Here is a 12,535-nt window from a genome sequence, read left to right on the forward strand (position 1 = left end):
ATGCCGGGCTCATGGCCTGAGCCCACCGCAACCCCTTCCACAGCACGGAGTCAGGAAGATGACAAAACGCGCCGCGGACGTGTCCGTGAGCCCGCCCAGGAGACGCAGTAAGTACACCCTTGCGCCGCTCGTCCTCATCGCGGCCAACGTCGTGCTCTTCGCGCTGTTCTTCGTCTGGCCGGCGGTGATCGGGCTCGTCTACTCCTTCACGAACTACACGGGCGTGGGGGTCTTCCAGTGGGTCGGGCTGGACAACTACCAGAACCTGTTCGGGGACTCCACGTTCTACGACGCGCTGACCCGGACGCTGCTGTACACCGTCCTGTTCGTCCCGCTGAACTTCGTGGTCTCCCTGCTCGCCGCCAACCTCGTGGTGAGCAAGCACGCCAAGGGCGGGTCCGTCGCCCGCGTCGTCTTCTTCATCCCGTGGCTGCTGTCGCCCATCGTCGTGGGTGTCCTGTGGCGCTGGATGTTCGGTGAGAACTTCGGCCTGGTGAACTACGTCATCGAGAAGTTCGGCGGTGACGCCGTTCCGTGGCAGTCGAACGCGGACCTCTCCCTGCTCGTGGTCGTGATGGCGGCGGCCTGGGCCTGGACCGGTTTCACGATGCTGCTGTTCATCGCGGCGATCAAGAACGTGCCGGTGTCGTACTACGAGGCCGCCTCGCTCGACGGCGCCGGCCCCTGGCGCCAGTTCTTCAGCATCACCCTGCCGAGCATCGCGCCCACCTCGTTCATCGTGATCCTGCTCAACACGATCAACTCGATGAAGGAGTACCCGGTGTTCGTCGCCCTCAACAACGGCGGACCCGGCACCTCGAACAACCTGCTCGTCCAGTACATCTACGAGACAGGCTTCAAACGGGGGCAGATCGGCTACGCGAGTGCCGCGTCGTTCGTGCTCATGCTCATCCTGATGGCCGTCGCGATCGTCCAGCTGATCGTCAACCGGCGGGTGGAGAACCGATGACAACCACAGACATCCCGCGCCCGGCCGACGTCGGCACCGGTCGGAGCGTCACCAAGAAGCGGCCCCGCAAGACGGCCACCGGTGGGCTGCGGCAGGCGGTGTCCGCGACGACACTGCTGTGGATCATGGCATGTCTGTACGGGTTTCCGGTGCTGTGGTTCGTCCTCAGCTCCTTCAAGCCGGCCAGCGACCTGTTCTCCTATCCGCTGACGCTGGTCCCGCACAACCCCACCCTGTCGGGATTCAGGGCCGCGTGGGACAGCGCCAACTTCTCCCAGTACTTCATCAACACGGCCCTCGTGTGCGTGATCACGACGATCCTCACCGTGGGCGTCAGCTGCTGCACCGGGTACGCGCTGGCCAAGTACGACAACAAATGGCTCAAGGCGTTCTTCATCTGCATCCTGGCCACCACGATGCTGCCCGGCGAGGTCATGCTCGCCCCCGAGTTCCTGGTGGTCCGCAACCTCGGCCTCTACAACTCCTTCGCCGGCATCATCCTCCCGGCCGTGCTCACCGCGACCGGATGCTTCATGTTCCGCCAGTTCTTCCTGACGGTCCCCGACGAACTCGTGGAGGCCGCGCGCATCGACGGCGCCCGTGAACTGTCGATCTTCCTGCGGATCATGGTGCCGCTGTCCCGGCCCATCATGCTGACCCTGGCCATCCTGTCCTTCCAGTGGCGCTGGAACGACTACATCTGGCCGCTGCTGATGCTCAACGACCCCAACAAGTTCACCGTGCAGATCGGCATCCAGAGCATCGTCGGCGCGCAGAACATCAACTGGTCGGTCCTGCTCGGCGCCTCGGTCATCTCCATGATCCCGCTGATCGCGATCTTCCTGGTCTTCCAGCGCTACGTCATGGGCGCCGACATCAACGCCGGACTGAAGGACTGACCTTGCCCAGCCCGCTCGACCACGAGTTCGTCCGCGCGGCAGCGCTCGCCGCCGACGGGTCGGCCGACCCCTCGGCGGAGTTCATCGAGCCGCACCGCGCCCTGGCCCGGCGGGTGAAGACCCTGGTCGCGGCGTACCGCTCGCCGGAGTCGGCCCTGCACGGCAGCGAGCGGGCCGTCGCGGCCGCGCTGACCCACCTGCGTGCCCTGCGGTCCGTGCAGACGCCCTCCGGTCTCTTCGCGGGCGGCGACAACGTGCAGTCGCCGCCGGACTCCGCGTTCACCGTCAACGACGTGTGCGACGCACACGTCCTCGCCGCGGGCGCGGGGCCCGAACTGGCCGACGTCACGGCGGCGCTCGCCGAGATCGCCGGCGCCGCCGGCGAAAGCCTCCTGACCGGTGGGGTGCACACCCCCAACCACCGCTGGGAGCTCTCCGCGGCGCTGGCCCGGCTGCACCGGTCGTTCCCCGACGACCGGCTGCTCGCCCGCGCCGAGGAGTGGCTCGCCGAGGGCGTCGACATCGACGCGGAGGGCCTGTACTCGGAACGCAGCGCCGTCTACGCGTCCATCGTGACCAACCCGGCGCTGCTGCTCCTGGCCGAGGTGCTCGGGCGTCCCGACCTGGTGGACGCCGTCGAACGCAACCTCACCGCGACCCTGGACCTGATCAGGCCGGACGGCACGGTGGAGACCGTCCACTCGCGCCGCCAGGACCAGAGGCAGTCGTTCGCGCTGTGGCCCTACCTGCCGCACTACCGACTGCTCGCGATCCGCACCGGCCGGGGCGACTTCGCCCGCGCCGCCCGCCTGGCGGCCGCCGACGGCATCCACGATCCCGACCTGCTCGCCCAGACCCTCCTCACCCCGGATCTGGCCCGCGCCCTGCCGGCTCCGGACCCGGAGCAGCTCCCGCGCGACCGGTACCTTTCCACCGCACGCCTCGCCGCCCACGCCTCGGCCACCGCGCACACCGTGGTGTACGGCGGCTCCGACGTCCCCGAGCACCGGCGCATCCGCTCGGGCCTGGCCTGCAACCCCACCTTCCTGCGCCTGTTCGCCGGGGACGCCGTCCTCGACGCGGTCCGGCTCTCCCGCGGCTTCTTCGACCTGGGCCCGTTCCGCGCCGCCGAGATGGAACGGCTCGCCGACCACCGGTACCGGCTCACCCAGCGCCTCACCAGCGCCTACTACCAGCCGCTCCCGAAGGAGCACCGGCGCGAGGACGGCGCCTACCGTCTGGTGGACGAGGGCCGTTTCTCCGCGTCGATGGCCTTCCCCGACCGCCCCCAGGACGAGGTCTCCCACACCACGCGGGTCGAGGTCGACCTGCGGGACGACGGGGCCGACCTGCGGATCGACATCAGCGGCCCACCGGTGCCGTGGTCCCTGGAACTGACCTTCCGGCCGGGCGGCGAGCCGCAGGGCGCCGTACCGCTCGGCGACGGACGCTGGTGCATGACGACCGAGCCCCTGACCTACCGCGCCGGCGACGACGAGGTCCGCGTCGAGGTCGCCGTCGAGGCGGGCGAACCCCTCGCAGGGCCGGACCGGACCGAGGTGCTGCGCTACGACCCGGGCCAGGACTACACCGTGGCGGGCGGCACCGACGCGACGACCGGAAACCGCGTCTACATCGGCGGCCAGGGCCCGCAGACTCTGACCGTCGCACTGCGCGCCCACCGGACCGCACCCGCCGAGTGACCCCGACGAACCACGCCATGGCCACCCCAGGCATGAAGGGCTGATCCCCGTGCACCCCACGTCCTCTCCCGTGCATCTCCCGCGCCAGCTCGGCCCGTTGCACGACCTGCCGGACAGCCCCGAGGCCTACGACGCGGTCCTCGCCGACGTCGTCGAGCAGGCCCTGGAGCGGATCACGCCCGAGGGCAACCTCGAACACCCCGACTGCGACGACGACATCGGCGACACCTCGCTCGGCATCACCTCCCTCCTCGCGTTCGCCTGGCAGCGGAGCAAGGACCCGAGGCTGCCGGAGGCGGTCGCCCGCAGTCTCGGCTTCCATCTGCGCGAGCGGGTGTACACCGACGACAACCCGGGCTACCCGAACCTGAGGGTGCGCAACTCCGGTCTGCCCTACGCCCGTTACACCCTGGAGGCGGGCGCCCACCCCATCGGCGACTGGCCGAGCACGGTGTGGGCCCTGCTCCAGGCGGTCAACGTCCTCGACACCGCCGGCGGTCTGGTCGACGACGGACAGCGCGCCGAACTCCTCGACGTGGCCCGCGGATACTGGCGCTGGCTGACCGAGGCGACCTTCTTCAACCCCCAGGAGGCCGGCAACCAGGCGATCGGCTGTGTGGTCGGCGGCCTGATGCTGGCGGCCCATCTGCCGGGCCCCGAGGCGGAGTCGGTGCGCGCGCGGGCCCTGCGGCTGTACCGGGAGGAGATCCGCGCCCACCGGGTCACCGACCGCGGCGCGGCCCTGCCGCCCGAGCACGGCGGCGCCTACGACAACAACTACGGCCCGATCTCCCTGTCCTTCCTCGCGCAGGCCCACCGGATCAGCGGCGAGGAGATGTTCGCCGAGGACGGCGACACCCTGGCCCGCTACATCGACGCCCGGCTGACCAATGGCGGCTTCGACAACGGCGGCCCGCGCTACAGCGAGCAGCACTCCGCCTTCGAATCGGTCCTGGGGCTGCGCTACTTCGGTGCCCGCGTCGGCACGGACCTCGGCCGCTACCGGGGCGACAGCCGCTGGGCCCGGCACGCGGTCAAGGAGGACGGCGGGGTGGACGGCCACTTCGCCTGGATGCTGGTCTGGCAGATCCAGGACACCACGCGCTGGCACCGGGAGCCGTCCACGGTGACCGCCCGCCACCAACTGCGGGCCGGCACGGTCTCGGTGGCCTTCGACTCCCGGATGACCCCGGCCCTGGTCGAGGCCGCGGGCACCTACTACCTCCCCGCGGCCGTGAACCGCCAGCACGGCTTCGGCCCGGTCGTCGACGGCTTCCTGCTGTGCCGTCCCATGGGCGAGGTCCGGGTGCGCGACGTGCGCGCCGACGGCCTCGTGGCCAAGCTCGTCACCAAGCCGGTCGTCGGCCGCGACCACGTCCTGCGCCACCTGCAGTCCCTGTACGTCACCGACGGCACCACCCTGTGGACCACGGTCACCGTGGAGCGCCTGCCCGGCACGCCCTGCCTGCTGGCCGGGCTGCCGTACGCCGAGGACGACGGCGACCGGGTGCGCCGGACGGCCGAGGGCGAGGTGAGCTCGGTGGGCGCCCTGCGGCTCACGCATCCCGGGGCGCAGGGTGCCGACCACTTCGACGCCCGCTCGCAGGACACCCAGGAGCAGGCCGCGTTCGCGCTGGCCGCCGACCCCCGCGGCTACGGCAACCCCGACGAGGGCTGGCGCCACCTGGTCAGCTCCACCGCCCTGGAGGCCGACCCGGTCCCGGACGCACCGGACGGGCTGCACGCCTTCGCCGTGCGCTACGGCCCCGGGGCCACCTTCACCGCGGCCTTCGAGCGCGTGGGCGCGGACCTCGTGGTGCACACCGAAGCGTTCACCGCCCGCGTCGGCGAGCCGGCGGGCGATGAACACGGCGAGCCGGAACTGACGCTGGCCGCCCGTTGAGGCCCCGGGAACGGGCCGGCTCTCAGGTGTGGGTGCCGATGCGCGGCAGCGCCGACACCGGCACCACGAGGTCGGCCCGCTCCCGGGTCGCCGCCACCGTCTCGGCGTTGCGCTGGTCCGAGCGCGTCACCCACGCCACCGCCTCGTCGTGGGTCTTGCCGAACTCCTCGTGCCGGGCGACCAGTCGGCGCAGCCGCTCCTCCTCGTCGAGTTCGCAGAACCACACCTCGTCCAGCTGTGTCCTCACCCGCGCCCACGCGCCGCTGCCGAGCAGCAGGTAGTTCCCCTCGGTCACGACCAGACGGGCCGTCGGCGGGACCGGGATCGCCCCGGCGACCGGCTGCTCCAGGACCCGCTCGAAGCCGGGCGCGTACACCACGTCCCCGTCCGTCTCCTCGCGCAGCCGGCGCAGCAGGGCCGCGTACCCGGCGGCGTCGAAGGTCTCGGGCGCCCCCTTGCGGTCGCGCAGCCCGAGCCGCTCCAGCTCCACGTCGGCGAGGTGGAAGCCGTCCATGGGGACGTGCGCCACCCAGGGCTCACCCGGGCCGTTCAGCGCCCGCACCAAATGCTCGGCGAGGGTCGTCTTGCCCGTGCCGGGGGAGCCGGCGATGCCGAGCACGGCCCGCCTTCCGGGCTCGGCGAGGGAACGCGCGCGGGTCACAAGGTCGTCGAAGGTCAGCGGCACACGCCGAGTGTGTCATTCGGAGAGTCCAGGTCGGCCAGGCACCCTGGATGCGGAAGGGGGAGAAAGGAGGGCACGCCGTGCACCACGACTCCGACGCATCCGACGAGGCGCAGATCCGTGCCCTGATCACCGAGTGGGCCGCCGCCGTCCACCGCGGCGACCTCGCGGGCGTGAGCGCGGACCACGCCCCGGACATCGTGATGTTCGACGTGGCCTCACCCCACCAGGGCATCCGTGGCCTGGCCGCCTACCGGGCCACCTGGCCGCCGCTCTTCGCCTGGCAGGCCCAGGGCGCCCGCTTCGACATCGAGTCCCTCCACGTCACCGCGGGCACGGACGTCGCCTACGCCCACGCCCTGGTGCGCTGCGCCACCCCGGAGGAACTGGCCGCACACCCCGACTTCCGGCTCAGGCTCACCTTCGGTCTGCGCAAGGAACACGAACGCTGGCTGGTGGCCCACGAGCACCATTCCTTCCCGCACGACTGAATCAACCTGTTGACGAAGCGAAACACTGGGCACCGTGTCCTTTATGACGGAGCTCGGTCTACCCGCAGAAATCAAGGCCTGCCTTTTCGACCTCGACGGGGTCGTCACCAGGACGGCCGTCGTGCACGCGGCCGCCTGGAAGGAGATGTTCGACGCGTTCCTGCGCGAACGCGAGGGCGAACACTTCCGGCCTTTCGACGACCATGACTACGACGCGTACGTCGACGGTCTGCCGCGGGCCGACGGTGTACGCACCTTCCTCGCCTCCCGCGGCATCGAACTGCCGGACGGGAAGCCGGAGGACCCCCCGGACGCGGAGACGGTCCACGGCCTCGGCAACCGCAAGAACGCCCTCCTCCTGGAGAAGATCCGCACGGACGGCGTCGAGGCCTACGACGACACCCTGACCTACATCCGCGCGGCCCGCGACCGGGGTCTGCGCACCGCGATCGTCTCCTCCAGCGCCAACTGCCGTGACGTCCTGCGGGCGATCGACGCGGAGGACCTCTTCGACGTACGCATCGACGGCGTGGTCGCGGCGGAGCGCGAGCTGCCCGGCAAGCCGCACCCCGACACCTTCCTCGCCGCCGCCCACGACCTGGGCCTGGACGCGTCCCGGTCCGCCGTCTTCGAGGACGCCCTGGCCGGCATGGACGCGGGCCGCGCGGGAGGCTTCGGATACGTCGTCGGCCTCGACCGTGTCGGACAGGCCGAGGCCCTGTACGAGCACGGCGCGGACGTCGTCGTGAAGGGCCTCGCCGAGCTGGGAGGGGAGGCGTGATCACCCAGCGCTCCTACACCGTCGAGCCCTGGGCGGTCCGCGAGACCGACCTGAAACTCGACGTCCTCGCCCAGAGCGAGTCCGTGTTCGCCCTGTCCAACGGCCATGTCGGCTGGCGCGGCAACCTCGACGAGGGCGAACCGCACGGCCTGCCCGGCTCCTACCTCAACGGCGTCCACGAACTGCACCCCCTGCCGTACGCCGAGGCCGGCTACGGCTACCCCGAGTCCGGCCAGACCGTCATCGACGTCACCAACGGCAAGATCGTGCGGCTCCTCGTCGACGACGAGCCCTTCGACCTGCGCTACGGCACTCTCGTGGCCCACGAACGCTGCCTGGACCTGCGCCGGGGTGTCCTGGAGCGGACCTGCGAGTGGATCTCACCGGCCGGCTCGCGGATACGGGTGCGCTCGACCCGGCTGGTCTCGCTCACCCAGCGGGCGGTCGCCGCCGTGGCCTACGAGGTGGAACCCGTCGACAGCCGCACCCGTGTGGTCATCCAGTCCGAGCTGGTCACCAACGAGAGCCTGCCCGGACCGAACGGCGACCCGCGCGCCTCCAAGACCCTCAAGTCGCCGCTGGAGCACGAGGAGGGCTTCGCCGACGGCACCCGGCTGCGGCTCGTGCACCGCACCCGGCACAGCGGACTGCGGGTCGCCGTGGCCGCCGACCACGTGATCGAAGGGCCCGAACGCACCACCACGGGCAGCGAGGAGACGGTGGACCTGGCCCGGCTGACCGTCACCTCCGTCCTGGAGCCCGGACAGCGGCTGCGGGTGGAGAAGCTGGTCGCCCACGGCTGGTCCGGGACCCGCTCCCGGCCCGCGATGAGCGACCAGGTCGACGCGGCCCTGGCGGCCGCGGCCCACAGCGGCTGGGACGGCCTCCTGGACGAACAGCGGTCCTACCTGGACGACTTCTGGGCGCGCGCCGACGTCGAGGTCGACGGCGACGAGGAGATCCAGCAGGCGGTCCGCTTCGCCCTCTTCCACGTCCTCCAGGCGGGCGCCCGCGCCGAGCAGCGGGCCATTCCGGCCAAGGGACTGACCGGCTCCGGTTACGACGGGCACGCCTTCTGGGACACCGAGACGTTCGTGCTGCCCCTGCTCACCTACACCGAGCCGCGTGCCGTGGCCGAGGCCCTGCGCTGGCGGCAGAAGACCCTGCCCGCCGCCCGCGAACGTGCCGTGCAACTCGGCCTGAGCGGTGCCGCGTTCCCCTGGCGGACCATCGAGGGCTCGGAGGGCTCGGCGTACTGGCCCGCCGGTACCGCCGCCTTCCACGTCAACGCCGCCGTCGCGGACGCCGTCGTGCGCTACACCGAGGCCACCGGGGACACGGACTTCGAACGCGACACCGGCGTCGAACTCCTCGTGGAGACCGCCCGGTTGTGGCGCTCGCTGGGCCACCACGACCACCACGGCGTCTTCCACATCGACGGCGTCACCGGGCCCGACGAGTACAGCGCGGTCGCCGACGACAACACCTACACCAACCTCATGGCCCGCGCGAACCTCCTCGCGGCCGCCGACGCCTGCGGCCGCCATCCGGAGCGGGCCGCCGAGTTCGGCGTCGACGAGGAGGAGAGCGCCGCCTGGCGGGACGCCGCCGAGGCCGTCCACATCCCGTACAACGACGAACTCGGGGTGCACGAGCAGCACGCCGGCTTCACCCGCTACCAGCGCTGGGACTTCGACAGCACCCGCGCCGACCAGTACCCGCTGATGCTGCACTTCCCCTACTTCGACATCTACCGCAAGCAGGTCGTCAAGCAGGCGGACCTGGTGCTGGCGATGTACCTGTGCAGCGGCTGGTTCGAGGAGTTCCACGACGAGGAGCAGATCGCCCGCAACTTCGCCTACTACGAGCCCCTGACCGTACGGGACTCGTCCCTGTCGGCCTGCGTCCAGGCGGTCGTCGCCGCCCGCACGGGACACCTGTCCCTCGCCTACGCATACACGGCCGAGGCGGCGCTCATGGACCTCGTCGACCTGGAGAACAACACCCGCGACGGACTCCACATCGCCTCCCTCGCGGGCACCTGGACGGCCCTGGTCGCGGGGTTCGGCGGACTGCGGCGCGACGGCGACTCCCTGCGCTTCGCACCCCGGCTGCCCGAGCGGTTCAGCCGTCTCGCCTTCAACCTCCAGCTCCTCGGCCGCTGCCTGCGGGTGGAGATCGGCCCGGACAAGGCGACGTACACCCTGATGTCGGGCTCGCCCCTGACGATCCGCCACCACGACACCACGCTCACCGTGAACGGCGACGGGCCCGTCGTCCGCCCCGTCCCGGCACCGCGTGACCGCCCGGCGCCGGACCAGCCCCGGCACCGCGCCCCGCACGCCCGCTGACCCGGACGGGCGATCCGGACCGTCACCGCTTGGCCGAACACCGCCCTGCACCCCCTCCGGCCCCGGGTTAGGTTGGCCCTGCCCTTGAGGATTGGACCAAGTCCCCGCGGCGTACGGGGTGAGGGGTGGACGATGGCCCACGGCGACCGTGCCCTGCTGCTCGGAGGCAACCGGAGAACACCGCCGGTTGCCTCCGGCGCTTCCCCACGTGCCCGGGACCGATGGCCTGCGGCGGCGGTCGCGGCCGCCTTCACCCTGGTCCAGCTCGTCCTGGTCCGGCCCGGCATGGGCCTCGGCTGGGACGAGACCGTGTACGTCAGCCAGGTCGGCGCCCAGGCCCCGGCCGCCTTCTTCAGCGCCCCGCGCGCCCGCGGCGTCTCCCTGCTGGTGGCGCCGGTCGCGAGCTGGTCGACCTCGACGGAACTCCTGCGCGTCTACCTCGCCGTGCTGTCCGGTCTCGGCCTCTACCTGGCCCTGCGCGCCTGGCGCGGTCTGTTCCCGGCCCGCGTCCTCGCCGTCGGCGGCGCCCTGTTCGCCTCCCTGTGGATCACCGTGTTCTACGGTCCCCAGGCCATGCCCAACTACTGGGTGGCCGTCGGCGGCCTGGGCGCGGTCGGCTGCTTCTTACGGGCCCGCGAGAGCCCGAGGGCCCTGTGGGGCGTCGTGGCGGGTGTCGCGCTCATGGCGTGGATGCGGCCCACCGACGCCGTGTGGGTCGCCCTCCCCCTGCTCGTCGCCGCCGTCGTCCGCCGCCGCCCGCGCCTCGTCCTCGCCCTCGTGGCCGGACTCGTGGCAGGCGGCGCGCAGTGGGTGATCGAGGCGTACCTCCACTACGGCGGTCTCGCCGAGCGCCTCCACGAGGGCTCCCGCATCCAGGGCGGACTCGGCCCGCAGTTCGCCGTGGACAACCAACTGCGCAGCCTGAGCGGCCGGACCCTGTGCCGGCCCTGCACCGGTCCGCTGCCGGACCCCGCCGTCATGGCCTGGTGGGCCGTCCTGCCGCTGCTGGCCGCCGTCGCACTGGTGATCGCGGTCCGGGCCCGGCGTCCCCGGTCCACCCTCGTCCCGCTGGCCTGTGCCACGACGGCCGCCGTCCCCTACCTCTTCCTGATCGGCTACGCGGCCCCGCGCTTCCTGCTGCCCGCCTACGCCCTGCTCGCGATCCCGGTCGCCGACGCGCTGTTCCACCTCGCGACGACCCCGGCCGGGCGGTGGCGGCCGGTCGCGGCGGTGCTGCTGGCGATCGGCCTCGCGGGCCATCTGGCGGTCCAGTACGCCGTGCTGCAGCGCACGGTGGACCGCGCCACCGGCCATCACCGCGACTGGGCCCGCACCGCGGCCGAGCTGAACCGTCTCGGGGTGCGCCCGCCCTGTCTGCTCACCGGCCATCTGTCGGTCCCCGTCGCGTACTACGCCGGGTGCGCCTCCGCCGCGGCACGCGGCCCCAACACCAACAGCACCGATGCCGGGATCGTCGGAGCGTCCCGCCGTATGCCCGTCGCCGTCCTCACCCGGCCCGGCGCCGCGCCACCCGCCTACGCCCGCGACTGGCACACCCTGCCCGCCGCCGGGATGGACCTCCATGTCGCACCGGCCGTGACCCGGCACGGGCCGGCATGACGTCCGGGCGGATCGCCGTCGCGGCCGGCCGAGGACGCGTCTGCGGGCAACTCGCCCTCACGCTCGTCCTCCTGGCCGTCGCTGTCTCCCTGGCCCGGCACCACTGGCCGGTGCTGGAGACCGGTGCGCTCAGGCTCGCCGTCGCCGACCAGGGCTGGCTGCTCGTGGCCGCCGCGGCCGCCGCCGCGACCTGGGGCTGCTCGGCGCTCGCCCAGCAGGGCGCGGTGGTGCGGCCGCTGCCGCCGGGACGCCTGGTGGCCGCGCAGTTCGCCGCCTCGGCCGCCGGCCAGCTGCTGCCCGCCGGGCTCGGCGCGGGTGCGGTCAGCCTCCGCTTCCTCATGCGCTGCGGGCTGCCGGCGGGCCGCGCGGCGACCGCGCTCGCGGTGAAGGCCACGTCGGGCGGGCTGACGCGGGCCGCCCTCATCGCCGTCCTCGCGACGGCCTGCCCCGGTGTTCTCGGCCTCCCGCGCCTGTCGGCCGTCTGGCCGGCCGCCGCCGTGGCCGCCGCCGCACTGGCCCTGCTGCTGGGCACCGCGCTGTGGCCGCGGTGCCGTCGGGCCGTGGCCCTCGTGCTGACCGACCTGCGGGACGTGCACGCGCGACCGCGCCGGGCGGCGGCCCTGTGGGGCGGTTCGCTGGGCTTCGCCGTCCTGCACGCGCTGGTGCTGGTCGCCGTCACCCGGGCCGTGGCGCTGCCGCTGGGCCCGCCCCTGGTGGCCCTCCTCTACCTCGCCGCGAGCAGCGCGGCCGCCCTGCTGCCCACCCCGGGCGGACTGGGCTCCCTCGACGCGGCACTGGCCTTCGCGCTCACCGCCGGGGGAGCGCCCGGGGCGGCCGCCGCCTCCGCGGTGCTCGGCTACCGGCTGCTGACCCTGTGGCTGCCCCTGCTCCCGGGCCTGCTGGTGCTCGCCCTCCTCGTCCGCCGCAAGGCGCTGTGAGCGCGACCGTCGTCACCGGGACGGGCGCGGCGCCCTGACGGGGCACTTTCCCCAGTCGTGGCCAAGACCTGTCACGGGCTTTACTGCACATGACTTGCAGGTACCGGAGGATGGCACAAGGCTGCTGATCGCGGCCGTACGCACCCCCCGAAGAAGGATCCTCCGCCCGATGACGGCCGCGATCAGCAGCCTTGTGC

Annotated in this window: 10 protein-coding genes; 9 read left to right on the plus strand and 1 reads right to left on the minus strand. The window is 72.4% G+C overall.

Features of this window, described 5'->3' with window-relative positions; all coding sequences use genetic code 11:
- Positions 1–58: 58 nt before the first annotated feature.
- The 4 genes from EHS43_RS23505 to EHS43_RS23520 all read left to right on the plus strand — a co-directional run bounded on the left by EHS43_RS23505 (position 59) and on the right by EHS43_RS23520 (position 5,475).
- A complete protein-coding gene (locus EHS43_RS23505; RefSeq protein ID WP_125192753.1) occupies positions 59–970 on the plus strand; it encodes a carbohydrate ABC transporter permease in 912 nt (303 codons plus the stop codon).
- Positions 967–1,869 (plus strand): carbohydrate ABC transporter permease, encoded by a 903-nt coding sequence (locus EHS43_RS23510; protein WP_125192754.1) that lies wholly within the window; start codon positions 967–969, stop codon positions 1,867–1,869. The genes EHS43_RS23505 and EHS43_RS23510 overlap by 4 nt, the downstream gene beginning before the upstream one ends.
- 2 nt (positions 1,870–1,871) lie before the next feature.
- Complete coding sequence (locus tag EHS43_RS23515) at positions 1,872–3,572, plus strand: hypothetical protein (RefSeq protein WP_125192755.1); 1,701 nt, start codon at positions 1,872–1,874, stop codon at positions 3,570–3,572.
- A 70-nt stretch (positions 3,573–3,642) separates the two neighbouring features.
- Complete coding sequence (locus EHS43_RS23520; protein ID WP_125192756.1) at positions 3,643–5,475, plus strand: hypothetical protein; 1,833 nt, start codon at positions 3,643–3,645, stop codon at positions 5,473–5,475.
- Between the two features lie 22 nt (positions 5,476–5,497).
- Here the strand turns inward: EHS43_RS23520 and EHS43_RS23525 are convergent, their stop codons facing one another.
- Positions 5,498–6,160, minus strand: a complete 663-nt coding sequence (locus EHS43_RS23525) for a nucleoside/nucleotide kinase family protein (RefSeq protein WP_125192757.1) — start codon at positions 6,158–6,160, stop codon at positions 5,498–5,500.
- 47 nt (positions 6,161–6,207) lie between these two features.
- On the opposite strand from EHS43_RS23525, the gene EHS43_RS23530 reads away from it, so the two are divergent.
- The 5 genes from EHS43_RS23530 to EHS43_RS23550 all read left to right on the plus strand — a co-directional run bounded on the left by EHS43_RS23530 (position 6,208) and on the right by EHS43_RS23550 (position 12,338).
- The gene (locus EHS43_RS23530) at positions 6,208–6,648 is read left to right on the plus strand and encodes a nuclear transport factor 2 family protein (RefSeq protein WP_125192758.1); all 441 of its coding nucleotides are present in this window, start codon (positions 6,208–6,210) and stop codon (positions 6,646–6,648) included.
- A 43-nt stretch (positions 6,649–6,691) separates the two neighbouring features.
- Positions 6,692–7,429: a beta-phosphoglucomutase family hydrolase gene (locus EHS43_RS23535; protein WP_125192759.1), complete on the plus strand. Its 738-nt coding sequence runs from the start codon at positions 6,692–6,694 to the stop codon at positions 7,427–7,429.
- A complete protein-coding gene (locus EHS43_RS23540; RefSeq protein WP_125192760.1) occupies positions 7,426–9,780 on the plus strand; it encodes a glycoside hydrolase family 65 protein in 2,355 nt (784 codons plus the stop codon). Before EHS43_RS23535 ends, EHS43_RS23540 begins: the two co-directional genes overlap by 4 nt.
- A 132-nt stretch (positions 9,781–9,912) precedes the next feature.
- Positions 9,913–11,400, plus strand: a complete 1,488-nt coding sequence (locus EHS43_RS23545; RefSeq protein WP_125192761.1) for a hypothetical protein — start codon at positions 9,913–9,915, stop codon at positions 11,398–11,400.
- Entirely contained in the window at positions 11,397–12,338 is a 942-nt protein-coding gene (locus EHS43_RS23550) for a lysylphosphatidylglycerol synthase domain-containing protein (protein WP_125192762.1), read from the plus strand. The genes EHS43_RS23545 and EHS43_RS23550 overlap by 4 nt, the downstream gene beginning before the upstream one ends.
- Positions 12,339–12,535: the final 197 nt, after the last annotated feature.

The organism is Streptomyces sp. RP5T (genome assembly GCF_003933965.1).
In the GTDB taxonomy this organism is placed as follows: Bacteria; Actinomycetota; Actinomycetes; order Streptomycetales; family Streptomycetaceae; genus Streptomyces.

Coding starts and splice junctions, on each gene's coding strand:
- EHS43_RS23505 (WP_125192753.1), top strand. CDS start 59: ATGACAAAACGCGCCGCGGACGTGTCCGTGAGCCCGCCCAGGAGACGC.
- EHS43_RS23510 (WP_125192754.1), top strand. CDS start 967: ATGACAACCACAGACATCCCGCGCCCGGCCGACGTCGGCACCGGTCGG.
- EHS43_RS23530 (WP_125192758.1), top strand. CDS start 6,208: ATGCGGAAGGGGGAGAAAGGAGGGCACGCCGTGCACCACGACTCCGAC.
- EHS43_RS23535 (WP_125192759.1), top strand. CDS start 6,692: ATGACGGAGCTCGGTCTACCCGCAGAAATCAAGGCCTGCCTTTTCGAC.
- EHS43_RS23545 (WP_125192761.1), top strand. CDS start 9,913: ATGGCCCACGGCGACCGTGCCCTGCTGCTCGGAGGCAACCGGAGAACA.
- EHS43_RS23550 (WP_125192762.1), top strand. CDS start 11,397: ATGACGTCCGGGCGGATCGCCGTCGCGGCCGGCCGAGGACGCGTCTGC.